We start from the raw sequence: 22,814 nt of genomic DNA, 5'->3' as shown, positions 1-22,814 counted from the left end.
TCATTAGCCTCCCTTCACCGGAATCAGCAAAATACGCATAACAGAAGCCGTCGTTTGGCGGATTAAAGAAGGTGCATTTCTCATCGCATCCTCCAGCGTCATTGGACTTTGAGTAATGGCTACAATCGCATCTATCCCTAATTCATAGAGGGAATCTACATCCGTTGAGATCGAACCAGAAATACATATCACAGGTTTTTTATACTTTTTGGCTATTTTCGCTATTCCTGCGGCTGTTTTTCCCTGGGCAGTCTGTGAGTCTGTTCTTCCTTCACCCGTGAAAACGATTTCAACCTGCTGTATGATTTCCTCAAATTCCGTGGTTTCCAAGACCATATCAATACCACGTCCTATTTTGGCGGACAGAAATGCTATTAATCCGCCACCTAGTCCTCCAGCAGCACCAGCGCCAGGAACAGTTTCGATTTCTATGCCCAACTGCTCACGAATTAATCGGCTTAAATGAACCATGCCATGCTCCAATTGCTTGATCATCTCTGATGTTGCGCCTTTTTGCGGTCCATAAATGGCGGCTGCCCCATGAGGGCCACAAAAAGGATTGGTCACATCGCTGGCCACCCTTATTTCACAATCCTTGACTCTTGGATCGATATTTGAGATATCAATCCTGCGTATTTTACTTAATTCTCCTCCACCAAAGGAGATCTCCGTACCCTGCTCATTCAGGAAACGAACGCCAAGCGCTTGTGCCATCCCGACTCCACCGTCGTTCGTGGCGCTGCCGCCAATACCTATAACTATCTTTCGACATCCATAGTCAAGTGCGTGCTTAATGAGCTGACCTGTTCCATAGGTTGTGGCTATCATCGGATTTAAGCGTCCAGCCGGAACCAGAGTCAACCCGGAGGCTGCCGCCATCTCTATCACCGCAGTCTGGTCATCTCTCAATACGCCAAAAAACGATTTCACCGTGTCTCCTATCGGCCCAACAACCTCTACCTCATGCAGCGTACCATGGGCAGCACTTACAATAGCATCAACAGTCCCTTCCCCGCCGTCAGCTACAGGGATGATCGTTACCTCTGCATGTGGCAGCACATCCCGAATACCTTGCTCCATATAGATCGCTGCTTCTTTTGCACTAAGACTTCCTTTATAAGAATCCGGTGCCACCAATATTTTCATGCAACTCACCTCGGGTTGTTTTGTAAAACGCTTTCAAAACACCTCCTCAGCACCTTGTTCTTTTCACAAAACCATCGTAATCTGAAACCATAAAAGAAGTAAAAGTTATAATTTTTGGATTTCTCTAAGTAAATTTAAGAATAAGGGGGAGAAATTCTGAGTATGGATTTAAAACAGTTGGAATATATGATCAAAATTGCAGAGGAGAACAATATCACCAAGGCTTCGGAAAAGCTCTTCATTACTCAATCCGCTTTAAACCAACAGCTACTAAAGCTGGAGAAAGAGCTGGGCACACAGCTTTTTGTTCGTTCGAGGAACAATTGGCACCTGACACAAGCCGGCAAAATTTATGTAGAAAGTGCTAAAAATATGCTCCGAATCAAGAAAGATACGTATAACCAGATCCATGACATTATTGAAATCAAGGAAGGCCATTTGGTGATCGGGTTAACTCCTGAACGTGGCATTGAAATGTTTGCGGCGATATACCCGATCTTCTATAAAAAATATCCTAAAGTAAAAATAGATCTGGTCGAATTGCCCGTCAAAAAACAACAGGTTGAAATATTACAGGGGAATATTGATATTGGTTTTTTAACCCTTCAGGAGTTTCAGAAAACCAATGATAAATATATTCATTTATGTAATGAAAACATAATTTTAGGTGTTCCCTATACTCATCCTCTTGCCCATTTGGGAGGTAGATTTGGTGATCCCCTTCCGGAAATAAGTCTGAAATTGTTGGAAAATGATTCTTTTGCTGTCATGCAGAAGGGATCGACTCTTCGAGATATTTTTAATCATTTGATCATCGAAGAAAATGTAAGCCCCCATATTTTATTGGAAACCAGAAGCTGTCATACCTTATTTGAAATGGTTGCTCAAGGTATTTGCTGCGCAGTATTCCCCATCACTTATGCTAAGCCAGACTCTGCGGTGTCCTATTTTTCCATCAATCAGCATCCCGTGTGGGAAGTAGCTGCCAGCTATAAAAAAGATAGCTATTTGAGTCATGCGGCAAAATATCTGATTTCTGTTGCTACGGATTATTGGTTGGAGAAGGTTCGGTGAAGTTGGGCGTGCTTCTTTGGGCTGTTGGGAGACGCTCCGAGAACGAAGCATTCCTACAATCGCTGTTGACCCTCCGGGCCAAAGGCGATCGCTCCGCTTTTCCGGAATTGCTTCGTTCTCTCCGCTACTCCGTGTATACGCCTACTTTTAAAGGACAGGAAAGAAATCGCCAATCTGCGGTGCCTACTATCATCTATCAACCAACTTGAGCAGATGGTATAATATGCCTAACAACAGAATGGCTTGGATGGGTGGTCGGCTAGTCTCCCGGAAGGGAGGTGAGGCCCGTGGAGGTTTATCAGGCAGTATCATTGATGATTGCATTTGGAGCGTTAATTGTAGCGCTTATTGGTGTGATCGTTACGATAGTGATTGCTCTGAACCAAAGCACAAAGAAATAGACCATCCCAGTGGAAGGGGTGACGGTCTATTTCTCCGACCTAAACTTTGAACACACAGCCGACCGCTCTTCAAAGCGGCTGTTGCCAAGAGTGGGGATGTTACCAGCATCCTTCACTCTTTTTTAGTATATACACCTTGAATAAATAGTATCACACCTCGGACTGATTGTTAATCCTATTTTCTATAAGAAGAGCCATCAGGAATTCAGATGGAAAGCTTATCTGGAATTCGAGCTTGAAGCTATAGCCAAGCAGAAGGCCCTTCAAAATGTACAGGAGGAGGAATACGTTAATGGACAAGAAAGTCAACAAAACGATTAGCACCACAAGAGCCTGGCTTTATGTCATTGCAGGCGGTTTGCTTGAAATTGTATGGGCAAGCGGCTTTAAATACGAGAGCATCCCCAGCATTGTTGTGCTCGCATCCCTCATCGCCAGCTTCGAGCTGATCATTACGGCCGCTAAGGTTCTGCCAGTAGGTACGGTGTACGCCGTCTTTGCAGGTATGGGGACACTTGGCACAACCCTGGTGGAGATCGTTTTATCCGGCAAAGCCGTCAGTCCGCTGAAGATCGGATTCATCTTGCTGCTGCTCGTCTGTATTATCGGTCTGAAACTGACGGCTAAAGGAGGCAAAGTCTGATGGATTGGCTGCTGCTTATCGGAGCGGGATTGCTGGAGGTCATAGGTGTAATCGGGATCCAGCGTGTTGCCCATAAAAATAACTGGACCAATAACCTCATCCTGATCGCCGGTTTTATACTCAGCTTCATGCTGCTTTCCAACGCCATGGCGACTATCCCATTAGCCACGGCTTATGCTGTGTGGACCGGTATTGGCACCGTCGGGGCTGCAATCGTCGGCATGTTCTTTTTCCATGAGTCCAAAAGCTGGCTGCGGATCCTGTGCATACTTGGTATCATTATATCTATTGTCGGTTTAAAGTACTTCGGTTAATGGTTTATGGCTTTAAAATAGCGGTAGACCTTTTCCAGCTTCTCCTTGTGTTTTCCTTTCGGGCTCTCCATGCTGCCGAACTCAAAGAACTTCACCTTCTTGATGCCTACAAAATTGAGCAGAGCCCTTTTCATGAGAATCTTGTGGGCATTGTTCAACCATAGCAAAGGGTAGCCAGCCGGGCCTTTCATCACTGAGATACAAACCGCCGACTTCCCTTGCAACAGCCCCTCCGGAAAAAGCCCGCCTGTATCCCTGTATGCAAAGCCTGATGCAAACATTCTGTCTATATACCCGAGCAGCATGGCCGGAGGCCGCCCCCACCAGATCGGATACACCATCACGATTTTATCGGCCCATATCAGTTGTTCCCTATACCTGGTCAATTCCGGGTCGGCGTGCATATCCCTTCTGCGCTTGGTATCATTGAACACTAGCACCGGATTAAACAGCTCCTCATACAAATCCAGCACCTGGATCTCTTCAATATGGGTGTTATCTTCACCGCCCCGAATGACCTCCTGCAAAAAAGCATAACTCAAGCTCTGATGATTCGGATGCGTATAAATAACCAACAGCTTCATTTTTAACCCCCATTTACTTATCATACGATAAGTAAAATATATCACCTCTGCCACTTTGTTGTCAATTGATAATTGTTTTTTGATAATATTTTTGTTATTGTCACCAAGAGGTGATTTTATGGATAAAAGCTCTCTGTTTCAAAAATTTGTGGCCTTCACGACCGCTGTTCATGAAGTAACGCTAGAGCTAACCAAAGATGTGAAATCCGAGACCATTACGCCTGTTCAATATAAAATTCTGGAATACCTTACCGTAAGCCAGCCTGTGACACTCAGTGAAATCAGTGAATGTACGCAAATGTCCATGCCAAATACAAGCCGCGAGCTGCGAAAGTTAAGCGAAAAGCAGCTATGCGAGAAGCATACCGATGCGGAAGACCGGCGCAAGCAGGTAATCCGCCTCTCCGAAAAAGGGGAAGCGATGATGCGCAGGAGCTTCGATCAAATTGAATCCCGATTTGCGGAGCGAATAAAAGAGGTTTCGGAGGAGGAACTGAAGGAGATTCAACGTGCGCTTGATCTCCTTCATCATAAGGTGTTTTATTGAAAAGGTACGAAAAAAGCCATGCCCCCACATCATAATGAGAGGGACATAGCTTCTTTTTCAAGATTTTTCGTGTTCTCTAATGTCTCGCAAGAGACTTTTTCGGTAGGGAAATGCACGCAATAGCGGAGAGAACGAAGCAATTCCGTAAAAGCGCAGCGTTCGCCTTTGGCCCGGAGGGTCAACAGCGATTGCAGGAATGCTTCGTTCTCGGAGCGTCTCCCAGCATCCCTGATCGATCCATGGATCTTGGGAGACATTCCCGTTTTTTATTTAAACCAGCCATTCTCCTTAAAGCGGGTAATGGCTTCAATGCGGTTGCTGACATTAAGCTTGTCGAGAATGACGGAAATATAATTGCGGACCGTGCCTGCCGTCAGAAACAACTCGCCGGCAATTTCTTTAGTTGTCTTGCCCTCGGCAATCAGCAGCAGTACTTCCTTCTCCCTTTCGGTTAACGGGTTCTCTTCGCCAAATGCCCCGTCCACCAGCTCGGGGGCGTATATTCTTCGTCCGGCCATAATGCTGCGGATCGAGGAAGCCAGCTCCTCGCTGGGGCTGTCCTTCAACAGGTAGCCGTGTGCGCCTGCCTTCAAGGCCCGTTCAAAGTAACCGGGGCGTGCAAAGGTTGTCAGAATCAGTACCTTACAGCCAAACCCCTTCAGTTCCTCGGCAGCCTCCAGACCGCTTTTGAGCGGCATCTCGATATCCATAATGCACACATCCGGCTGGTGAAGACGCACCAGCTGTACGGCTTCTTCACCGTTTCCTGCTTGGCCGACAACCTTCATATCCTCTTCCAAGTCCAGCAGGGAAGCCAGGGCCCCTAGCAGCATTCGCTGGTCTTCGGCGATTACAATCGTGATCATCATTCAGTCTCCTTTACCGGCTGCACCAGAACATTGGGAACCCGTATCGTCAGCCTTGTGCCGTTGTCTGAACGGATATCCAAACTCCCGTTTACAAACTCAAGGCGCTCTCTCATCCCGCGCAGACCATTTCCCCGGAAATAAGCCGTCTCCTTCGGGATGCCTGTTCCGTTGTCTTCCACCGTTAATGTCAGTTCGGTTCTGGACGGCTCGATTTTGACGTAACAAGTGCTCGCACTGCTGTGCTTGACTATATTCGTCACCGCTTCCCTGACACACATGCTCAGCACATTCTCATTCAAAAGGGATACATTTTCCAGATGAGGATCCCCCTCTACAATAAGAGTAATATGAGCCGCCATCAGTATTGGACGGATGCGGAATATTTCATCCTCCAGCCTGGTTCCCCGCATCTCGGTAACCATTTCTCGCACTTCCTTCAATACACTTCTGGCCGTCTGACGCACATCCTCGATTTCAGCCCTGGCACGTTCCGCATCCTGAGTGATCAGCTTGCCCGCCAGGTCGCTCTTGAGCCCGATCAAAGACAGCTTCTGGCCAATCGTATCATGCAAATCCCTGGCAATTCGCTGACGCTCCTCCAGCTTAACAAGCTCGGAAATTTTTTTGTTCGCGTTATTCAGCTCTCCCAGCAGGAGGTCGCTTTTATTGCGGTTATACGTGGTGACCGGCAGCAGAATCACGCCAAGGGTACTGACCAGAACGAAGGGCAACTGTGAAATGAATACCGGATTCTGTGAGACAAATCCGTAATTGATCGTGGCAATGGTCGTGACAAGATGAATCGTGTATAACGTGACAAAACCGGCTCTATTGCGGATATTTCCGATAAAAAACGCCAGAAAGAGTGAAAAATATACATATCCGAACAACAGCGTCATCGTAATGGAAATCAGAAGCTGCATGCTTGTCCAGAAGTACACGAGCCAGCCCTTGGACAGAAAAGACAGAACATAGAAAGCTAAGAAAGCGATGATCATAATACAGCCCAGTATGACCTGATACGTAGAGGACGAACGAAAGATAAAATAGAAAGGGAGAATGTACAGGACAACCCATATATAAGGGCTGAGCCCCGTGCTGCGGTGAAAAATTTGGTACCATTTTTGCATCGCTGTATCTCCCTATTTAACATTGCCTTCATTTTAGCACAATAAAAGCGGCAACGTTATTTTCCCTGAACGTTGGGTTTGGTGATTAACCGGTTGGCGGCGGCATCGGGAAGGCGTACTTTCCGCTTCACACTGCTGTAGCCTACAAAGGCCTTCCGCTCCTCATCCCATAGCCGGAACCGAAGTGATTTCAGACTTGTCCCAATGGTGATGGTCGTCGCTTTCTGCAGCGGGGGCGTGGCATTATGGGCCTTTTCCAGGTTGTAATTCGGCACTTTCGGACTCAAATGGTGAACATGATGGAAGCCGATATTGCCCGTGATCCACTGCAGAGGCTTCGGCAGCTTATAGTAAGAGCTTCCTTCCACTGCCGCGTTCACATAGCTCCATTCTTCATCATGCTCAAAATACGATTCCTCAAACTGATGCTGCACGTAAAACAGCCAAATGCCCAGCATGCCGGAGACAAAAAAGATCGGTGCCTGTATCAGCACGAAGGCCTGCCAACCGACAGCCCAGCATAACAGGGCGTATAAAGTAACAATAGAAATATTAGTAAGGTAGGTGTTCAATTTCTCTTTGCGTTTAGCCCCTTTTCGGTTAAACCGGTATGAAAACAGAAACACATAGATTGGCCCGGCGACGAACATGGTAAACGGATTCCGGTACACACGGTATGCCGCACGTGTCCAGAAGGAAGCCTGCGCATATTCCTCCACCGTGAGAACCCACATGTCTCCCGTTCCTCTCTTATCCAGGTTGCTGCTCGTCGCATGATGAATCGCATGCGTGTTCTTCCATTGTATATATGGACAAAGTGTAATAACACCTGTTATGGTACCTAAAATGTCATTGGCACGCCGGCTTTTGAAGAAGGACTGATGACCGCAGTCGTGAAATATGATGAACGTACGTACAACAAAACCGGATGCGAGAATTGTAATGGGAAGTGTGAGCCAGTAGGATACGGCAAGGCTTAAATAAGCCGCGTACCAAAGTGCAATCAACGGTACCAGGGTGTTGACAAGCTGGAATAAACTCGACTTTTCATTAATTTGTTCATACGGCGCAACTTTCTTTTTCAGACTGGACAGGATGTCATTTCGGCTCATATGTTGTTCCTCCTCCATATTGACGCAAGTGCTGCCGTTTCAAACAATCGGATGCACTCTATGCTCTCTGTAACCATCATAGATAAAAGCATCCGGCAGGGGTAGTCGCAAACGTCAATACAGGAGTATGACAAATGTCATATGATGAACGGTTATACAAACCAAAACGGCAGGCAAGGAATCTCTCCTTGACCTGCCGTCTTCTTCACGAATGAGCCAACGTCTGCTGCTGAGGTACAGGTACCTCTGCCTCTTTCGCTTCCATTTTGCTCAGCTTTCTTTTTTCGATAACCATTAATATGAAGATGATTGCCGCAAAGACGCTCATTAATATGAGGATGCCCCCCAGCTCCGGAATAAAGTAGCGCAGCTCGCCGCCTCTGAATCCCATACCACGCAGAAACTTGAAATGCCAGGTCAAGGGCAGAATGTGGCCGACAACCTGCAGCGGGCCAGGAAGCATGGCGACCGGCAGTTGGGCACCGCTCAGCAGGAAGGAAGGCATCATCAGCAGCATGATTCTGCCGGAAGCTTTATCCGGATTGGGAGCCGTCCAGCCGATCACCATAGCGAACAAACTAAGCGTTGTCGTATACAGCATAAATGGAATTAACATTTGCAGCATCCCTGCTTCAAACCTGAGTCCGCCAACCTGCTTAAGCAGTCCGATGGACAGAAAGAAAGAGATGCATCCGACCAAAGCATACGGCAGTACTCGCAGCAGAATTCCCATGGGATTCTGCATTTCCTCTTGCAGCCGTCCTTCAACCCGAAGACGGGGAATGATAGACAACGCGGCACCAGCGATCAGGGACAACATGACCGTATTCACAAATCCCAAGACAGAGCTCATCATGGTGCTATTAGTCGGATTATACAACAGTCGTTGCTGGACCACCATATTGGAGGTCATGCCCGAGATCTGACCGTCGGTCAGGCCAGATGCTTTCAGACTCCCAGCGGCTAACGTGGCATTTTCAGCCGTGATCACTTCCGTAACGCCGGTCCGCAAATTTCCTGTAGCTTGTGAAACCGTATTATCCACATAGAAACCGATATTGCTTTGTTTCCCCTGCATTCTGTTTGCTTCCATGCCGGAAGGAAGATAGATCACTGCGAAATATTTTTCATTATACAGCAGCATATTCGGATCAACGTTATTCTCGTATACGCTTTTTACATTCACATATTGAGAGGCGTCCAACTTGTTAATCAACTGGCTGCTATAGGAGCTGTGATCTTGATCGATAATCGCCACCGGCGCTTCATTGATTTGGTTGTTCTTAAAGACATAACCGAAGACCACTGAAACGATAATCGGTGCAAGCAGCAGGATAAAAACGGTCTTGCCGCTGATCATATGCTTCCATTCATCAATCAGTGCTTTCATCCGTTTGTACCTCCACCGTCATTCCAGGAAGCAGCCCTTCTGTGCGCGGCACCCGGACACGGACTTGAAATGAGCTGATATCCGATTGTCCTTTATCACGGCTCATTCTCATATTGGTATATTGCGGGGCGGAAGTTACGTACTCTACTTCACCCTCAACATCCCGGTTCAAGGCCACAATACGGGAATTTACCTTGGACCCAGCCAGGAACTTGGCAACAGCCTCTTCCCCCACATACAGATCATAGTACAAATCGTCCGTTTCGATCATAATGACCGTAGCACCTGCGGATACATTTTCCCCAAGCTTGGGAACAACGCGTGTCACCTTGCCGTCTACAGGGGACTTCAATACGGTGCGGTCACGCTGCAACTGCAATGCTTTAAGTTGAACCTGCAGGGCCTCCTTCTGTTTGGTCAGCAGATTAACATTGTATTCGCCGTTCTCAACCTCTTCTCTGGATTGGGACGTCTGGGTCAACGCTTCCTTCGCTTTTTCGGTCTGAACGCGGGCTTGCTCACGTTCTTCGGCTGTAGCCCCGGCCAGCATTTTCTCCAAAGCCGTCTGCTGCTGTGCAACCGCATTTCTGGCGATGTCCGCTTGGTTGGAAGCCGTAATCACCGACTGTTTTGCGATATCGACTTGATCCTGCGCCGTTTCAAAAGCAATTTCTGCGGAATCAAGATCATTTTGTGCTTTATCCAGCTCGGCTTGAGTGGAAATACCGCTGTCCTTCAAGGCTTTAATTCGGGTGTAATTTTCACGGGCCAATTCGAGTGCCTTCTGACGCGTAGTTACCGCCTTCTTGGCAATTCCCACGTTTTGCTTGGCTGTCTCAACAGCCGTCAAAGCGTTCTCTGCGGATTGCTTTGCAGAAGCAATCGCCAGTTGCTGCTGCTGAATATCCTCAGCCCGTGCCCCTTTCTTTACCTTGCTTTCGGCAGTCTGCGCAGCCTGAATATCGAGCTGCGCCTGCTTTTCCGACTCTGTGATCTTATCTGCCTGGATGTCCAGCGAATCCTTGGCTTGAGCAATTTGCACGTCCATCTGGGCAATTTGCGATTTCAGTTTCTCAATTTCAAGATCCTTATCCACAGGATCCAGGGTCATGAGCACGTCTCCCTTTTTGACCTGCTGCTCTTCCTTGACGTTGATGGAGCTAACCTTGCCTCCGACGCCCTGAAAAGAAGCGTTCACCGTATCTGCGGCGAGCAGCGTGTCTTTCTCCCGTGCAGCCATAGATACTGCATCCTTGCCGCTCATAGCCATTAATATTCCGCCGGTGCCCAGGGCAATAACCAGCAGAAGATAAGGGATAACCTTCTTCAACATATCAATTCTCCTTTTAAAATGGTTGTACGCCCACATATAGTACGACGTCGAACTATTGGAAGGAAAGAAGCCGTTCAACTATCTTTGAACCGCTCTAATCCGCTGGTAAGCTTTTGCAAAAGTCCAATGAACAGCTCATGATCTTCCGCTGTAAAGTCCCGCATCATATCTGAAATAGACACAGCATACTCAGGCAGCGTGGCATTCATGATCTCTCTGCCTTTCTCGGTCAGGTGAATGGCTGTCATTCTGCGGTCATCCAGGCTTGCACGTTTTATGATCCCGTCACGCTCAAGACCGTCAATCATGCTGGTCATAGTGGAACGCGTCACTCCCGAGTAATGAGCCAGCTCAGATGGGGTCAAGGAGCAGGCATGCACGAACAAAGGCATCACAATCTTCAACTTCCCAACCGAAAGGCCGTACCCGGACAATTTGCCGCTTATGGCATTATACACTTCATGAGACGTGTGCAGGAAAGTAATCAAGGTTCGAAGAGAATCCAGTTCTAATTGCGGAAAAAGCTCCGAAAGCTTCCGCATTCGCACCTTCCTTTCATCCTCGCTGAAAAAGCCCATTTCCACACTCCCTCCAAAAATATTCGCCATCTTATAATACGACCTCGAACTATTTCTGGTCAAGATAAATTTCTCATACAAAAACAGACCGATATCTATTTCGAATCGGTCTGTTTTGTACACAGGAAAGGAAGAAATCACACGGTGTCAGTCTTCGATTGCTTGGTAAACCGTGGTCCAGAAGTCGTGGATCACTCGCGCCGAATCCGCAGTGGACATCCCGACCTGGGTGAGCAGGATTCCGATGAGCTGTTTGTCCGGGTCGGCGTAGGTCGAGGTGCCGGCTCCACCGTCCCAGCCGAACTGGCCGATGGGCGCGTAGTCACCACGATAAGTACGCACCGCCATCCCGAAGCCCCAGCCGCCGTGCTGCCCAGTGCCGTACGCCAAATGGACGATGTTGCGGGCCCAAGCGTCTCGGGCGGCTTGTTGCCCGGGCGTAAGGCGGTTGGTGGTCATCAGTTCGACGGCGGCCCGGGACAGGATTCGCTCAGTCCCATGCATTCCGTGATTCAGCAGCATCCGGAAGTAAGCGTGGTAGTCGTCGACGGTGGAGGAAAGTCCGCCGCCGCCTGACTGGAACGCCGGAGGTTCGCTGTGCCGTCCGCTTGCGGCCTCATCCCACACGTTGAACTCCCCGGTCTGTGGATCGGGGGCGTAGAGGGGCGGCAGCCGATCGATCTTGGCGGCGGGCACGTGGAAGCCAGTGTCCTTCATGCCCAGCGGATCGAAGATGCGTTCCCGCAGAAACGTCTCGAACGACTTGCCGGTGACCCTGGCGACGAGCACGCCAAGCACGTCGTCGCCGATGTTGTACAGCCACCGCTCTCCAGGCTGGTACATCAGGGGGAGAGTACCCAGGCGGCGCATCCACTCATCCGGATTTGGCGCCGCCAGCTCTCCCTGGGCGTAGAGCCCCTGCTCGAAGATCTTTTGCATCATCGGCGAACCTGGTGCCGTCGTGTCCAGTCCGAGCCCGAGCGTGGAGGTCAGCAGGTCCCGCACAGTGATCGGCCGCCGCGCCGGCACGGTATCGTCCAGCGGGCCGTCGGCCTGTCTCAGCACCTGCCGGTCGGCGAGTTCGGGCAACCACTCCTGCACCGGGTCATCCAGCCGGAGCCTACATTCGTCGAGCAGGACCATCGCCGCCGCGACCGCGACCGGCTTGGACGTCGAGGCCATCCGAAAGATCGTGTCCCGGCGCATCGGCTCGCCACCGTCATGGCGCATCGTGCCGATCGCTTCGACGTGTGTCTCACCGTGCCGGCTGACTAGGGCGACGAGCCCAGGAATCCTCCCGGACTCGACATGCCGTGTCAGCACCTCACGCAGTTTGCGCAGTCCTGCTTCGGAGAAGCCGCTGTTGCTTTGTTCCATCATCTTTTTCATTTGTTTTCCCTCTCTTCACTTTTTTTATCAGCCTCATTGTTTCAAACTACAAGATAGTGTACTTACCCTAGCTGGCGTTTAAATTGTTTATTGGCGAAGAAGTAAGCGATGACCATGATACCGACACACCAGGCAAGCGCGATCCAGATCTCGTTGCCAACAGACCCTTCATACAAGAGAGCACGAATCGCATTCACGATGGAAGTTACGGGCTGGTTTTCAGCGAACGCACGGACAATTTTAGGCATGGTTTCCGTGGGGACAAAGGCCGAGCTGATAAACGGCAGGAAAATCAGCGGGTACGAGTAGGCTGTCGCCCCTTCCATAGACCCGGCTGTCAAGCCGGGAATGACCGCCAGCCATGTCAGCGCCAGTGTAAACAGCCCGAGTATCCCAGCTACCGCGAGCCAATCCAGGAGACCAGCACTGGAACGGAAGCCGATCAAGAGCGCGACGAGGACAACCACCACGAGAGTAAGCGCATTGGAAACAAGCGAGGTCAGCACGTGAGCCCACAATACCGACGAGCGCTTGATGGGCATGGTAATGAAACGTGCCATCAGCCCGCTCTTTACATCCGTAAACAACCGCACGGAAGTGTATGCGACGCCGGATGCGATAGCCATCAGCAAGATTCCCGGCAATAAATAATTGACATAGTTGTCCGTGCCTGTCTCTATGGCTCCGCCAAATACGTAGACAAACAGCAGCATCATCATAATCGGCGTAATCGCCACCGTGATAATCGTATCCGGGCTGCGCATAATGTTGCGCATTAAACGCCCTAGCAATACTCCTGTTTTGCTTTTCATTTACATCTCCTCCTTTTTGCCGATGATCGCGAGGAAAATTTCCTCCAATGTCGGCTGCTTCTCGATGTACTCCACTTTCGCTGGCGGGAACATCTCTTTGAGCTCGGTAAGGGTACCGGTCGTGATGATTTTTCCGCCATGCAGGATGGCGATACGGTCCGCCAGTTGTTCGGCCTCCTCCAGATACTGAGTCGTCAGCAAGATGGTCGTGCCTCCGCCGGCAAGCTCCTTGACGGTATCCCAGACTTCAAGCCGCGCTTCAGGGTCAAGCCCTGTCGTCGGTTCGTCGAGAAAAATGACTGCTGGTGTCCCGATCAGGCTCATGGCGATGTCAAGCCGGCGCTTCATCCCGCCGGAATACTTATCCGCCCGGCGGTTGGCCGCATCGGTCAGGCTGAATCTTGCAAGCAGATTATCAGCAACTTGAGCGGGATTGGAAACTCCCCGCAGCTTGGCGATCATGATCAGGTTTTCCCGCCCGGTGAGCATCCCGTCTAATGCTGCGAACTGCCCTGTCAGGCTGATGTTCTGGCGAACATGATCCGGTTGGCGCTGGACGTCAAAGCCGCAAATACTCACTTCGCCGCCATCGGGCTTCATCAGCGTCGAGAGGATATTGACCGTCGTCGTCTTGCCCGCTCCATTGGAGCCCAGCAGTGCGAAAATTTCGCCACGCCGCACCTCAAAATCCACCCCTTTTAAGACTTCCTTGTCTTTAAAAGATTTTTTCAACCCTTTTACAGAAATCGCTGCATTGCTCATACTTTTTTTTCCTCCTTTATAAGAAAAACGTCTATTGACGTACATTCACAGAAGCCAGACCGCGTTTAGCGGAAGTTTTTCTTGCGAGACGCCTTGCGAAGCTAGATTGCCTATACTCCTCTATTGAGTCTGACTGATAATACGTATGACTTATTACTAGGCTGAAAATAAACTGAATAGCGACGGTGGTCATTCACATTTGTAACCAGCTATTCAGTCGGTATGATCTTTTGAATTTATTTTTTTCCCAGTCGCTTCATGATACTCTGATTCAAATCTTCACGGTACTTGGCGACATAGGTTTTAGCGTTTGCCACTAGCTCGTCGGCAAAGGACGCCACATCGTCCCCAGTGATTTCCAGCACTTGCCTGCCTTCCGCCGCACCGGCCTCGAACAACTCGATTAATTCATACTGTATGTGCAGCATATCCATCCCGCCACCCGCTGAGAAATTCCACATGTAGTTTTGAATTTTCTTAAATACAAACTGGTAGTCCTCTGGCAGAGCTTCAACCCGTGCCATCATCATCTTGTATTCTTTTTTATCACCAATCATTTTTTTGAACATTTCCATCATGTTATTCTTCCTCCTTTTTTATAAAGCCGAACAAGACACTACGAAAATATCGGACAGAATATCTTATGAAGCTAGACCGACTTCAAGACGTTGATTTTTGATGATACAAAATCCCACTTTTTCCAAAACAATTCAAGTTCCTGGCGGCCAGCCTCATTCAGTGAGTAGAACTTGCGGGGCGGCCCCATATCTGACGGTTTCTTTTCTATGTTCACAAGGTTTTTCTTCTCTAATCGCACGAGAATAGTGTAGACCGTCCCTTCCACAACTTCCGTAAACCCAAGCTCGTTCAGGCGGCGGGTAATCTCGTAGCCATAGGTTTCATGGCGGCTGATAATCTCCAGCACGCAGCCTTCCAGCGAACCCTTCAGCATTTCAGTTAAATTTTCCATGTTCAGAGCCTCATTTCGGTTAACTTTTCCACGTTCAGAGCCTCCCCTATTTTGTCTGATTTATATTCAGTACAACCTAGTACTAAGGGGGATTTTTACTGAATAGCATTGGGGAATCACACTATTCAGTATTGCTTATTACATGTACATTGTAACACCGAGTAGCAGGGCTGTCAAGCGCTTCTTATTAAGTTGGGCCCTGTTAACAGCAAGGAGCTCTGCCAGCTATGTACCGGCAGAGCTCTGCATGACTTTTTAGATTAACCTTTAACCGAACCAGCAGCAATTCCTTCTACAATCCGATCACTCAGGATCAGGAACACCAGCAGAATGGGCAGGATGCTGATCATCAGCGTGGCGCCGATGGCCCCCCAGTCTGTCGTGTATTGGCCGATAAAATTTTGCACGCCAACCGTCAGCGTTTTGTACTGATCCGAGCTGATGAAGGTATTCACAAAAATAAATTCGTTCCAATTATAGATCATGTTGATGATCGCCGTCGTTGCCAGCACCGAGGACGTCATCGGCAGCACGATCCGGAAAAACATCCGGTTCACCGAACACCCATCCATCACCGCCGCCTCCTCCACTTCTCCTGGCAAGGCGTAATAAAACCCGAGCAGAATCATGATCGTTGTTGGCAAATTGAAGGCTACGTAAGAAAGGATCACGGATAGCGGATTATCTGTTAAATTCAGCTTCTGGAACATGCTGAACAATGGAATCAGTGTAGAATGGACCGGAATCATAAGCCCGACCATAAACAGCCCCAGCACGAAGGAGCTGCCCTTCCATCTCATACGCGTCACCGCAAAGGTGACAAAGCTGGCCAGCAGCACCGTGAGCACAAGCGATACCACCGTAATCCAGACACTGTTCATGAAATAAGTGCCGATGTTGCCATTCGACCATACCTTGGCATAATTATTCCAATGCGGCTGTGCAGGCACAGCGAACGGTGGCATATTAAATACTTCCTGGTTGTTTTTCAGCGAAAAGATCAGCAGCCATATTAACGGAAGCAATTGCAGAACAGCGGCGGCGATGAGAAGCAAGTACAATAGTGCCGTTCCTGTCCGGCCCCATCGTCCGCGGCTGCTCCCCAGCCGCCGATGCAGCGTATACGGAGCCATCGTTCCTGATTTCATAAACGGCCCCTCCCTCCTTTCCAGCTTCGTGTTAAGAATACTGAATTGTATCCTTGGATGCAGTCGCCTTGCGGATCACATAGGTCGCGACAAGGCAGATGACTAGCAGAAAGAATGCAACTGCACTGCCGTAACCGAAATCAAAGCCGCGGAACGCCTGATGATACATATAGGACGCCATCACTTCGCTGGCCCCATTCGGTCCGCCATCTGTCATGACATAAATCAGATCAAAATATTTTAGAGACCCGACAAAGGATAAAACAATGGTCACCTTGATGACCTCGCTAACGAGCGGAAGCTTGATGCGCAGCGCAATTTGCAGCGGGGTAGCCCCGTCAATTCGCGCCGCCTCAATCAGCGTTTCCGGGATGTTTTTGAGTCCAGCATAATAAATCAGGATATAAAAGCCCGCGTACTGCCAGATAATCGGAATGAACAGTGCGAACAGTACAATCGAGGGCTCCGCCAGCCAAGCCGGCGGATTTTGAATGCCTACAGACATCAGCACCGTGTTCAGCACCCCGTTGGTAGGGTGGTAAATTTTCATCCATAGCTGTGCGATAGCCACCGAAGACAGCAGCATCGGAATCAGGTATATTTTACGCAGCAGATTGGCACCCTTAATTTTCCCTGACAGCACCAGAGCGACCAGCAGATATCCGATCAGGCTAATGCCGGAAAACAACGCCAGCAACAATGAATGATATGCACTCTGCCAGAAGGTGCTATCTGTCAGCAAATCCTTGTAATTATCCAGCCCAACAAAAGTCATAGGCGCAATACCATCCCACTCGTTCAGTCCGTAGTAACCTGTCAGCACGATCGGAACATAGATCACAGCCAGCAGCAAAATCAGGGACGGCAGCACGTACAAGGTGATGATGAATTTATTGGACATGACTTTATTCACAGCTTATGTCCTCCTCTCTTTACGGCTGCCGTCAATTTCCTTTCTCCACCGCCTGCTTGTGCTCCGCCGCAAACTCCGGTGGTGTTACCGCTTTGCCAAACAGAGCCTGAATCATGTTAAGATGCACCTGGGCCGCGTTCGGCTTCATCTGCACATCGGCGAATAGCGTAATGCTGCTGGCATTGTTCAGCTCGTTCAGCAGCTCCACGTACAGCTGCGGCAGATTCCCTTTAGAAGTGTCCACTTTGGTCGCCGGGATGACACCCGCATCCGTAACCGATTGCTCGCCCCATTTTGCCACAAAATATTCCACGAACGCTTTAGCTTCTTCCTTTACCTTGGAGTTTTCAGCCACGAACAGTCCCACGCCCGGACCGCCGACCCAACTGTTGACATCCCCTTTGCCGCCGTTCACCGTTGGAAATTTGAAGAAACCGACAGAGTCCTTAAATTCCTGTGGAATATCCGGGTTGGTTGTAAAATTCGGCAGCTCCCACGTACCCATCAGGTACATGGCCGCCTTGCCGTTCATAAACTCCGACTTGCCCTCATCATTGGACAATCCGTTAAAGCCTTTGTTAAATGCATTCATATCCACCAGGCTTTGAATTTCGGCTGCTGCCTGAATCAGACCCGGATCGTCGAACGAGCCGGAGCCGTCGATCGCTTTTCCCAGCGCTTCATTCCCCGCAATACGGTCAGCCAAATACATGTACCACAGCGATCCGGTCCACCGGTCTTTATTGCCCAGCGCTATCGGTGCGACCCCATTGCTGGAGAGCGTTTGCACAACCTGCTTGAATTCATCGTAGGTGGCGGGTACCTGAAGGTTGTATTTTTCAAAAATCGTCTTGTTATAATAAATCGGAGAGATGTTCAGTTCGATAGGCAGTGCATAGGTTTTGCCATCCATAGCATAAGCTTCTGTTGTTCCTGCCACAAACTTGTCTTTGAGCTGTTCCCCGCCAAGCAGGTCATCGAGCGGTGTGAACAAACCACCTTTCACATAAGGCTCCATGAATCCTGCTGCCCAGGTAATGCCGATATCCGGCAGTTCGTTGGAGGCGGACAGCACCTTCAGCTTATTTTTGTACTGCTCGTTTTCAAGAACTTCCTGCTTGATGACCACGTTCGGATGCTCCTGCTGATACTGTTCGATAATCTGGTTGACCAGCTTATTCTGCTGTGCTGAGCTGCCGGCTGGCCATAGATGCATCATGTTGAGTGTAATTTGCCCGCTGCCGCTTCCCTGCTGCGATTCGCCACCATCGGCATTTCCTCCCGCTCCGCCACACCCGGACAATACCAGTATCAGTGCAAGCATGACGAGAAACCCTGCAGTCACTTTGTTTTTGGACATCGCCAAATCCTCCCCAGTGTATGTTCACAAGTTTTATGTAACCGCTATCAAAAATCATTGTAGCACCGCGCTGCTGCCGCTTACAGATCACAGCTATTGGCAATAACTCCACTATTATTGGATTTCTTCCAAACTGTCCGCCATCTGCTGTCTGTACCGGCTTGGACTGACCGCTTCCAGATCCTTGAACACCTTGATAAAATATTTATCCGTCCGGTAGCCCACCCGGTCTGCAATTTCCGCAACCGAAAGCCGGGTCTGCAGCAGCAGCTCCTTGGCCCGCTGAATCCGCAGCCGGCATATATACTCACTGAAGGCCATCCCTGTCTGTTCCTTGAAAAGCACGCTGAAATAGCTGGCGTTCAGATGGAGCCGCCCCGCCATATCCGCCATGGTTACCGGTTCATGCATATGCTTATTCAGATAATCCAGCGCTTCCTTAACCGGCTGACTCAGGGCTGCTTGCCTACTGTCAACCTTCAGCAGCGCAGGATCCACGAATTTCTCCAGCTTTTCATGAAGCTGACGTTCTTCTTCCAGCCTTAACGCTTCACTTACAGCCTTCAGCAGTTCTTGCTTATCAATCGGCTTCAACAGATAATTGACGGCTCCCAAACGCAAGGCCTGCTGCACATAATCGAACTCCGCATAACCTGAAATGACCACAATGACCGGCCTACGGGCATAGCCCTCCATGGACCGGATCAGATCCAAGCCGCTGATTTCGGGAAGCCGGACATCCGTGATCAGCAGATGAAACGACTGCTGCTGCAGCTTATCCAAGGCCTCTACCCCGTTCTCTGCCGTCTCGACCCAGTAGTTCCCGGAACCCGACGCCTCAAGCGCCTGCTTAATGCCCTGCCGCGTTCGCGGCTCGTCATCCACGACCAATATCGTCTTGACCGCAAGCTCCATGTCAATCGCCTCCCTTTGTATCAGGAATCTCAAATGAAACAGCAGTGCCCTCACCGGACCTGCTGACGATATGCAGACCCTCGACTTTTTCGTCCGCTTCTGCATAATACAGCTTCAGCCGCTGCTGGACATTCGCCAGGCCCATGCCTGTTCCTTTTCCAGAGACAGCCGGTCCTCCCTGTAGGGCTTTATATAATGCCTCACAACGTTCTTGGTCCATCCCCGGACCATTATCCGCTACGGTAACTCTTGCCCAGCCCTGCCGCACAGAATGGACGATGCGAACCTCCACCACTCCATCTCCTCTGCGGCTCTCCACCCCATGCAGGATTGCATTTTCCACAACAGGTTGAATGAGCAGCTTGGGAACAGGCACCACAGCCAATTCAGGAGGCAGCTCAATACGCCATGACAGCCGGTCCCCCAGCCTCATCTCCATAATCTGAAAATAGCGCCTGATGTGCTCCGTTTCCTCACGCAGGGTCACCCATTCATCCCTGCCTTGATTATCAATCGTATAACGGAACAGTCTGGACAGGGATACCATCAGCCCAGCCAGTTCCTCCTCCCCTTTCTCCTGCAGTGACCAATTGAAGGCTTCCAGCGTATTGAACAGGAAATGCGGATGGATTTGCGCTTGCAAAGCCTTCAGCTCTATCCGGCTCCGCAGCACCTCTTTCTCGTATACCACCCGGATCAGCTCATTAATATCGGTGATCATTCGGTTGTAGGTATGGTTCAGTTCCTTCAGTTCTACAGCAGCAGGAGATTCCGGCTGCAGCCCGGGCGCACCGGGACGGAACTTGCGCATAGCCCGGATCAGGCGGCTGATCGGACGGGTAATCATGGTGGACAGAAAAAAGGACATCATCAGAAACAGCAGCGTGCCGATGACACCGGATATCCACATAATGGTCTTCAGAATTGAAAGCCCTTCCGTTACAAAACCCACGGGTGTGAGAACCAGCAGCATCCAATTTGTCCTGTCCGAATATTGCTCCACCTTGACATACTCTTGGCCCATAAATTCCACGGTCTGGCCCTTGCTATGCAGCAGGCTCAGGAGGTCCCCGGCAGGAAAACGGCCGCTGCCTACAAGCTGCCCTTCTTTGTCCACAAGCAATATCGACTCTCTGCCACTGCTTCCGGACACCGGTTCATTGAATTGGAAGTAGCTGCGCTGCACACGGGCAATCAGATATCCGCCGCGTGAAAACCAGCGATCCAGCAAGCTGACCTGACGGATAGCAAGCAGCGACTGCGGGTCATCCGGATCGACGCCGATCCAGACCAAGCGGCCTTTTTGCCTGTTGGCTTCCGCGATATGGCTGCTAGCAATGCGGCTGTCCAAGGTCCCCTCCCGCAGCGGAAACAGCAGCCCTCCATCCGCAGCGTACAGCTCTAACGATCCAACGCTGGGCATATATGCCTGATAGCTGAACATAATCTGCAAAAGCGACTGACGCTGATTGAACGTGACCTTACGGCCGTTTAGCTCCTCCAGCAGCAGCTGCTGCACAGCCTGCTGATTAGCCACCTGCTCCGTCAGGCTGTCAATTTGCCCGATCAGAGCATCCAGGCGCCCGTTGGCCTGCACCGCAGTCTGCTGGATATGCCCTTCGGCATTATTTTTCAATACATAGGATACTCTATTGTAAATGAATGCCCCGGTCACACCGATCATGATCACCATCACGAAGAAAAACCCGATAAAAATTTGATTACGCAATGTATTCAAGCTTTTCCATCTCTCCCGCATCGGCTTCGCCCTCTCAAGTCTGTTATCACACAAAACAAATATACACGAGAATCAGTGATAGCGTTTACAAAATATTGTCTCCCGACTTTGCCCGTTGTTTAAGCTGAAGGTGTAGCACTAAACGACTAAGAAACTGCTTCATAATGAAGCGAGATTCCAGCTTCCTCCCTCAAGCAACGACTGCTATAATATATTGAAGGGAGTGATTCGACTATGGAAGCAGAGCAAATTCTCAAAATGCTGGAGACCGTTTTAGACGATAAACTCAAGCCTCTCAAACAAGAAATGACGGATATGAAGCAAGACATAACAGATATGAAGCTGGAAATAACAAGTATACGGCAGGACATGACGGACATGAAGCAAGATATCAGTGGTTTGCATACTAAGTTGGATTCACTCGCCCCCAAGCAACCGGATGATACCTTAGCTTTGCTGCAAATCATCAACACCAAACTGGATAGCATTCAGAAGGATGTTGAGTTTACGTTTTTAAAAACCTCGAAAAATGAGCTGGAGATCAATCGTTTAAAGACACAATAAAAGGTAGTCATGACCTGCAATCGCGGGTCATGACTACCTTTGCTGCTGTTAGCTGTTATACGGTGCACCAAACTCGATAATATTATGATCCGGGTCCAAGATGAAAATCTGGGCAAAACCGGCCACACTTTCAGGTCGTGCCTCATAGTTTATGCCCTTGCTCTCCAGCCATGCAGCGGTCTCCCGGTGGCTCTTCACCCACACGGCAAAATGGCCATCGGTCGTATCGATGCCTTTGGTGCGTAGCGTCTCCCCAGGTGGATGCTCCAATAGATGAAGCTGTTGATCCGCGCCTACGGCATACCAGATTCCTTTGGACCGAAACGGCGGCCGTTCGATCTCCGGGAAGCCCAGCACCTCCGAATAAAACCTTCTCGCTCTTTCCAAATCCCTTACGGCCAAGCTTACGTGATGCAGACGTTCAAACTCTATCATTTCAGCGCCTCCCATTTTTCTTGGTCCCATTACAAATTCGATCGATTAGGATATTATACCACCAGCACAAGGCTGCTGGCTGGCCTTCGCTTTCTCGATTGACGGAAAACCGGTATTTTCTGGGAATCCACTGTGTAGCGGGTAATCGCTATCCTGGGTTTACGGGGAGGAGGTTGGGTGGTTTCGCGCTGGAAATGACACGCAGAGTCTCTCCAATCCTTCGACAAAATTACGCAAACACCGGACATCGGTAAGAAATTCATAACTAAGAACAGCGCTTCGCTCCCTTCTCCCTGTGGTAAGATGACCGGAAACCTTGAATTGCTGACTGTTTAATTCGTCTCTTTCCAGCTTAAATTCAAGCTCAGGTTCAATGGCACTAAACCAGCCTGTTGCTTGGTATGTATTGCATAACACTTCAGCCTCGGCCTGCCAGCGCAGGATGCTGCCGCTCTCCAGATAAGGACCGTCCACCTCCCCTGCAAAATCCAGGCATTCAACCCTCAGCCTGCATATCAGCCAGTCGATAGCCGCCGCATTCAATGCTGCTTGAGACACTTCATAGTTGTAAACGCATACAATAATCCGGCTCTTTCCGTCACTGGATACCAGTTCGGCAGATGGATAGCTTTCCAGCATGGCTCCCCATTCTTTCCCTAGCATTATAACCCTCCCCTCTCTACGTCA

26 protein-coding genes are annotated in these 22,814 nt (G+C 49.7%); 6 read left to right on the top strand and 20 right to left on the bottom strand.

The features are described from left to right. Positions 1 to 3: 3 nt before the first annotated feature. A complete protein-coding gene (locus tag OIN60_RS03525; RefSeq protein ID WP_305753495.1) occupies positions 4 to 1,146 on the bottom strand; it encodes a glycerate kinase in 1,143 nt (380 codons plus the stop codon). A 162-nt stretch (positions 1,147 to 1,308) separates the two neighbouring features. On the opposite strand from OIN60_RS03525, the gene OIN60_RS03520 reads away from it, so the two are divergent. The 4 genes from OIN60_RS03520 (at position 1,309) to OIN60_RS03505 (ending at position 3,578) form a co-directional block, all read left to right on the top strand. Next, positions 1,309 to 2,220, top strand: a complete 912-nt coding sequence (locus tag OIN60_RS03520) for a LysR family transcriptional regulator (RefSeq protein WP_305753494.1) — start codon at positions 1,309 to 1,311, stop codon at positions 2,218 to 2,220. A gap of 287 nt (positions 2,221 to 2,507) precedes the next feature. Beyond that, on the top strand, positions 2,508 to 2,621 hold the full coding sequence (locus OIN60_RS03515) for a putative holin-like toxin (protein WP_305753493.1): 114 nt from the start codon (positions 2,508 to 2,510) through the stop codon (positions 2,619 to 2,621). A 292-nt stretch (positions 2,622 to 2,913) separates the two neighbouring features. Next, entirely contained in the window at positions 2,914 to 3,264 is a 351-nt protein-coding gene (locus OIN60_RS03510; protein ID WP_305753492.1) for a DMT family transporter, read from the top strand. After that, entirely contained in the window at positions 3,264 to 3,578 is a 315-nt protein-coding gene (locus OIN60_RS03505; protein WP_305753491.1) for a DMT family transporter, read from the top strand. The genes OIN60_RS03510 and OIN60_RS03505 overlap by 1 nt, the downstream gene beginning before the upstream one ends. Here the strand turns inward: OIN60_RS03505 and OIN60_RS03500 are convergent. Next, complete coding sequence (locus tag OIN60_RS03500; RefSeq protein ID WP_305753490.1) at positions 3,575 to 4,162, bottom strand: NAD(P)H-dependent oxidoreductase; 588 nt, start codon at positions 4,160 to 4,162, stop codon at positions 3,575 to 3,577. The two genes, OIN60_RS03505 and OIN60_RS03500, sit on opposite strands and share 4 nt — an antisense overlap. Positions 4,163 to 4,280: 118 nt before the next feature. Here OIN60_RS03500 and OIN60_RS03495 point away from each other — a divergent pair, with 118 nt between their 5' ends. Continuing rightward, a complete protein-coding gene (locus OIN60_RS03495) occupies positions 4,281 to 4,709 on the top strand; it encodes a MarR family winged helix-turn-helix transcriptional regulator (protein WP_305753489.1) in 429 nt (142 codons plus the stop codon). A 266-nt stretch (positions 4,710 to 4,975) separates the two neighbouring features. Here OIN60_RS03495 and OIN60_RS03490 read toward each other — a convergent pair whose 3' ends face one another. From OIN60_RS03490 to OIN60_RS03415, 16 genes are all read right to left on the bottom strand, one after another. Then, entirely contained in the window at positions 4,976 to 5,575 is a 600-nt protein-coding gene (locus OIN60_RS03490; RefSeq protein ID WP_305753543.1) for a response regulator transcription factor, read from the bottom strand. Further along, complete coding sequence (locus OIN60_RS03485) at positions 5,575 to 6,708, bottom strand: sensor histidine kinase (RefSeq protein ID WP_305753488.1); 1,134 nt, start codon at positions 6,706 to 6,708, stop codon at positions 5,575 to 5,577. The genes OIN60_RS03490 and OIN60_RS03485 overlap by 1 nt, the downstream gene beginning before the upstream one ends. A 56-nt stretch (positions 6,709 to 6,764) precedes the next feature. Next, positions 6,765 to 7,820, bottom strand: a complete 1,056-nt coding sequence (gene desA, locus OIN60_RS03480) for a Delta(5) desaturase DesA (protein WP_305753487.1) — start codon at positions 7,818 to 7,820, stop codon at positions 6,765 to 6,767. Positions 7,821 to 8,025: 205 nt separating this feature from the next. Continuing rightward, complete coding sequence (locus OIN60_RS03475; RefSeq protein WP_305753486.1) at positions 8,026 to 9,210, bottom strand: ABC transporter permease; 1,185 nt, start codon at positions 9,208 to 9,210, stop codon at positions 8,026 to 8,028. Next, positions 9,194 to 10,543, bottom strand: coding sequence for an HlyD family secretion protein (locus OIN60_RS03470; protein WP_305753485.1), 1,350 nt, complete (start codon positions 10,541 to 10,543; stop codon positions 9,194 to 9,196). Before OIN60_RS03470 ends, OIN60_RS03475 begins: the two co-directional genes overlap by 17 nt. Positions 10,544 to 10,617: 74 nt before the next feature. Beyond that, entirely contained in the window at positions 10,618 to 11,121 is a 504-nt protein-coding gene (locus tag OIN60_RS03465) for a MarR family winged helix-turn-helix transcriptional regulator (RefSeq protein WP_305753484.1), read from the bottom strand. Positions 11,122 to 11,268: 147 nt separating this feature from the next. Then, the gene (locus OIN60_RS03460) at positions 11,269 to 12,498 is read right to left on the bottom strand and encodes a serine hydrolase domain-containing protein (RefSeq protein WP_370872367.1); all 1,230 of its coding nucleotides are present in this window, start codon (positions 12,496 to 12,498) and stop codon (positions 11,269 to 11,271) included. A gap of 74 nt (positions 12,499 to 12,572) precedes the next feature. Next, entirely contained in the window at positions 12,573 to 13,322 is a 750-nt protein-coding gene (locus OIN60_RS03455; protein ID WP_305753482.1) for an ABC transporter permease, read from the bottom strand. Continuing rightward, positions 13,323 to 14,084 (bottom strand): ABC transporter ATP-binding protein, encoded by a 762-nt coding sequence (locus OIN60_RS03450; RefSeq protein WP_305753481.1) that lies wholly within the window; start codon positions 14,082 to 14,084, stop codon positions 13,323 to 13,325. Between the two features lie 236 nt (positions 14,085 to 14,320). Beyond that, positions 14,321 to 14,662 (bottom strand): DUF1048 domain-containing protein, encoded by a 342-nt coding sequence (locus OIN60_RS03445; protein WP_028402823.1) that lies wholly within the window; start codon positions 14,660 to 14,662, stop codon positions 14,321 to 14,323. 71 nt (positions 14,663 to 14,733) lie between these two features. Beyond that, positions 14,734 to 15,054: a PadR family transcriptional regulator gene (locus OIN60_RS03440; protein WP_305753480.1), complete on the bottom strand. Its 321-nt coding sequence runs from the start codon at positions 15,052 to 15,054 to the stop codon at positions 14,734 to 14,736. 260 nt (positions 15,055 to 15,314) lie between these two features. Continuing rightward, positions 15,315 to 16,202, bottom strand: coding sequence for a carbohydrate ABC transporter permease (locus OIN60_RS03435; RefSeq protein ID WP_370872362.1), 888 nt, complete (start codon positions 16,200 to 16,202; stop codon positions 15,315 to 15,317). 31 nt (positions 16,203 to 16,233) lie between these two features. Next, positions 16,234 to 17,115: a carbohydrate ABC transporter permease gene (locus OIN60_RS03430; protein ID WP_305753479.1), complete on the bottom strand. Its 882-nt coding sequence runs from the start codon at positions 17,113 to 17,115 to the stop codon at positions 16,234 to 16,236. A gap of 31 nt (positions 17,116 to 17,146) precedes the next feature. Continuing rightward, a complete protein-coding gene (locus OIN60_RS03425) occupies positions 17,147 to 18,475 on the bottom strand; it encodes an extracellular solute-binding protein (RefSeq protein ID WP_305753478.1) in 1,329 nt (442 codons plus the stop codon). A 114-nt stretch (positions 18,476 to 18,589) separates the two neighbouring features. Then, the gene (locus tag OIN60_RS03420; RefSeq protein ID WP_305753477.1) at positions 18,590 to 19,390 is read right to left on the bottom strand and encodes a response regulator transcription factor; all 801 of its coding nucleotides are present in this window, start codon (positions 19,388 to 19,390) and stop codon (positions 18,590 to 18,592) included. 1 nt (position 19,391) lies between these two features. After that, positions 19,392 to 21,149 (bottom strand): sensor histidine kinase, encoded by a 1,758-nt coding sequence (locus OIN60_RS03415; RefSeq protein ID WP_305753476.1) that lies wholly within the window; start codon positions 21,147 to 21,149, stop codon positions 19,392 to 19,394. Positions 21,150 to 21,362: 213 nt separating this feature from the next. Between OIN60_RS03415 and OIN60_RS03410 the strand changes: the two genes are divergently transcribed. Next, entirely contained in the window at positions 21,363 to 21,692 is a 330-nt protein-coding gene (locus tag OIN60_RS03410) for a hypothetical protein (RefSeq protein ID WP_305753475.1), read from the top strand. A gap of 48 nt (positions 21,693 to 21,740) precedes the next feature. Here OIN60_RS03410 and OIN60_RS03405 read toward each other — a convergent pair whose 3' ends face one another. Continuing rightward, a complete protein-coding gene (locus OIN60_RS03405; protein ID WP_305753474.1) occupies positions 21,741 to 22,127 on the bottom strand; it encodes a VOC family protein in 387 nt (128 codons plus the stop codon). A gap of 159 nt (positions 22,128 to 22,286) precedes the next feature. Continuing rightward, on the bottom strand, positions 22,287 to 22,790 hold the full coding sequence (locus OIN60_RS03400; RefSeq protein ID WP_305753473.1) for a WapI family immunity protein: 504 nt from the start codon (positions 22,788 to 22,790) through the stop codon (positions 22,287 to 22,289). Positions 22,791 to 22,814 lie beyond the last annotated feature (24 nt).

This window comes from Paenibacillus zeirhizosphaerae (assembly GCF_030705605.1).
GTDB classification, from domain to species: Bacteria; Bacillota; Bacilli; order Paenibacillales; family Paenibacillaceae; genus Paenibacillus; species Paenibacillus zeirhizosphaerae.
The sequence above is the reverse complement of the archived record's forward strand: the minus strand, read 5'-3'. Positions and strand labels throughout refer to the sequence as shown.

Excerpts from the sequence above, each read along its gene's own strand:
- OIN60_RS03415 (WP_305753476.1), bottom strand. The coding sequence starts at position 21,149 with ATGCGGGAGAGATGGAAAAGCTTGAATACATTGCGTAATCAAATTTTT.
- OIN60_RS03465 (WP_305753484.1), bottom strand. The coding sequence starts at position 11,121 with ATGGGCTTTTTCAGCGAGGATGAAAGGAAGGTGCGAATGCGGAAGCTT.
- OIN60_RS03420 (WP_305753477.1), bottom strand. The coding sequence starts at position 19,390 with ATGGAGCTTGCGGTCAAGACGATATTGGTCGTGGATGACGAGCCGCGA.
- OIN60_RS03495 (WP_305753489.1), top strand. The coding sequence starts at position 4,281 with ATGGATAAAAGCTCTCTGTTTCAAAAATTTGTGGCCTTCACGACCGCT.
- OIN60_RS03475 (WP_305753486.1), bottom strand. The coding sequence starts at position 9,210 with ATGAAAGCACTGATTGATGAATGGAAGCATATGATCAGCGGCAAGACC.
- OIN60_RS03460 (WP_370872367.1), bottom strand. The coding sequence starts at position 12,498 with ATGGAACAAAGCAACAGCGGCTTCTCCGAAGCAGGACTGCGCAAACTG.
- OIN60_RS03425 (WP_305753478.1), bottom strand. The coding sequence starts at position 18,475 with ATGTCCAAAAACAAAGTGACTGCAGGGTTTCTCGTCATGCTTGCACTG.
- OIN60_RS03485 (WP_305753488.1), bottom strand. The coding sequence starts at position 6,708 with ATGCAAAAATGGTACCAAATTTTTCACCGCAGCACGGGGCTCAGCCCT.
- OIN60_RS03470 (WP_305753485.1), bottom strand. The coding sequence starts at position 10,543 with ATGTTGAAGAAGGTTATCCCTTATCTTCTGCTGGTTATTGCCCTGGGC.
- OIN60_RS03500 (WP_305753490.1), bottom strand. The coding sequence starts at position 4,162 with ATGAAGCTGTTGGTTATTTATACGCATCCGAATCATCAGAGCTTGAGT.
- OIN60_RS03450 (WP_305753481.1), bottom strand. The coding sequence starts at position 14,084 with ATGAGCAATGCAGCGATTTCTGTAAAAGGGTTGAAAAAATCTTTTAAA.
- OIN60_RS03520 (WP_305753494.1), top strand. The coding sequence starts at position 1,309 with ATGGATTTAAAACAGTTGGAATATATGATCAAAATTGCAGAGGAGAAC.
- OIN60_RS03490 (WP_305753543.1), bottom strand. The coding sequence starts at position 5,575 with ATGATCACGATTGTAATCGCCGAAGACCAGCGAATGCTGCTAGGGGCC.
- OIN60_RS03525 (WP_305753495.1), bottom strand. The coding sequence starts at position 1,146 with ATGAAAATATTGGTGGCACCGGATTCTTATAAAGGAAGTCTTAGTGCA.
- OIN60_RS03510 (WP_305753492.1), top strand. The coding sequence starts at position 2,914 with ATGGACAAGAAAGTCAACAAAACGATTAGCACCACAAGAGCCTGGCTT.
- OIN60_RS03445 (WP_028402823.1), bottom strand. The coding sequence starts at position 14,662 with ATGATGGAAATGTTCAAAAAAATGATTGGTGATAAAAAAGAATACAAG.
- OIN60_RS03455 (WP_305753482.1), bottom strand. The coding sequence starts at position 13,322 with ATGAAAAGCAAAACAGGAGTATTGCTAGGGCGTTTAATGCGCAACATT.
- desA (WP_305753487.1), bottom strand. The coding sequence starts at position 7,820 with ATGAGCCGAAATGACATCCTGTCCAGTCTGAAAAAGAAAGTTGCGCCG.
- OIN60_RS03400 (WP_305753473.1), bottom strand. The coding sequence starts at position 22,790 with ATGCTAGGGAAAGAATGGGGAGCCATGCTGGAAAGCTATCCATCTGCC.
- OIN60_RS03440 (WP_305753480.1), bottom strand. The coding sequence starts at position 15,054 with ATGGAAAATTTAACTGAAATGCTGAAGGGTTCGCTGGAAGGCTGCGTG.
- OIN60_RS03505 (WP_305753491.1), top strand. The coding sequence starts at position 3,264 with ATGGATTGGCTGCTGCTTATCGGAGCGGGATTGCTGGAGGTCATAGGT.
- OIN60_RS03405 (WP_305753474.1), bottom strand. The coding sequence starts at position 22,127 with ATGATAGAGTTTGAACGTCTGCATCACGTAAGCTTGGCCGTAAGGGAT.
- OIN60_RS03435 (WP_370872362.1), bottom strand. The coding sequence starts at position 16,202 with ATGAAATCAGGAACGATGGCTCCGTATACGCTGCATCGGCGGCTGGGG.
- OIN60_RS03410 (WP_305753475.1), top strand. The coding sequence starts at position 21,363 with ATGGAAGCAGAGCAAATTCTCAAAATGCTGGAGACCGTTTTAGACGAT.